We start from the raw sequence: 217 nt of genomic DNA, 5'->3' as shown, positions 1-217 counted from the left end.
TCCATTGACAGGCGTACAATTAGATTGGTCTACAACATTAGTTGCAGGTAGGGGGGTAACCTGATTATCAACAACTGTTATTTCACGTGTGCTTTCACAACCTGTAGCATCGTTGGTAGCCATTACTGTATAAATACCGGCAGCCAAACCCGTAATGCTAAACCCAGGAGCAGGGAGTATTTCATCAGCTGGCGCTGTACTTTGTCCTGTATACCAA

1 protein-coding gene is annotated in these 217 nt (G+C 44.7%); it reads right to left on the bottom strand.

What is annotated here, in order from left to right; all coding sequences use genetic code 11:
* The coding region (locus tag E1176_RS19915) for a hypothetical protein (RefSeq protein ID WP_185152430.1) at positions 1–217 on the bottom strand (217 nt) is incomplete at both ends.

The sequence above is a fragment of the Fulvivirga aurantia genome, assembly GCF_009711475.1.
GTDB lineage: Bacteria > Bacteroidota > Bacteroidia > Cytophagales > Cyclobacteriaceae > Fulvivirga > Fulvivirga aurantia.
The sequence above is the reverse complement of the archived record's forward strand: the minus strand, read 5'-3'. Positions and strand labels throughout refer to the sequence as shown.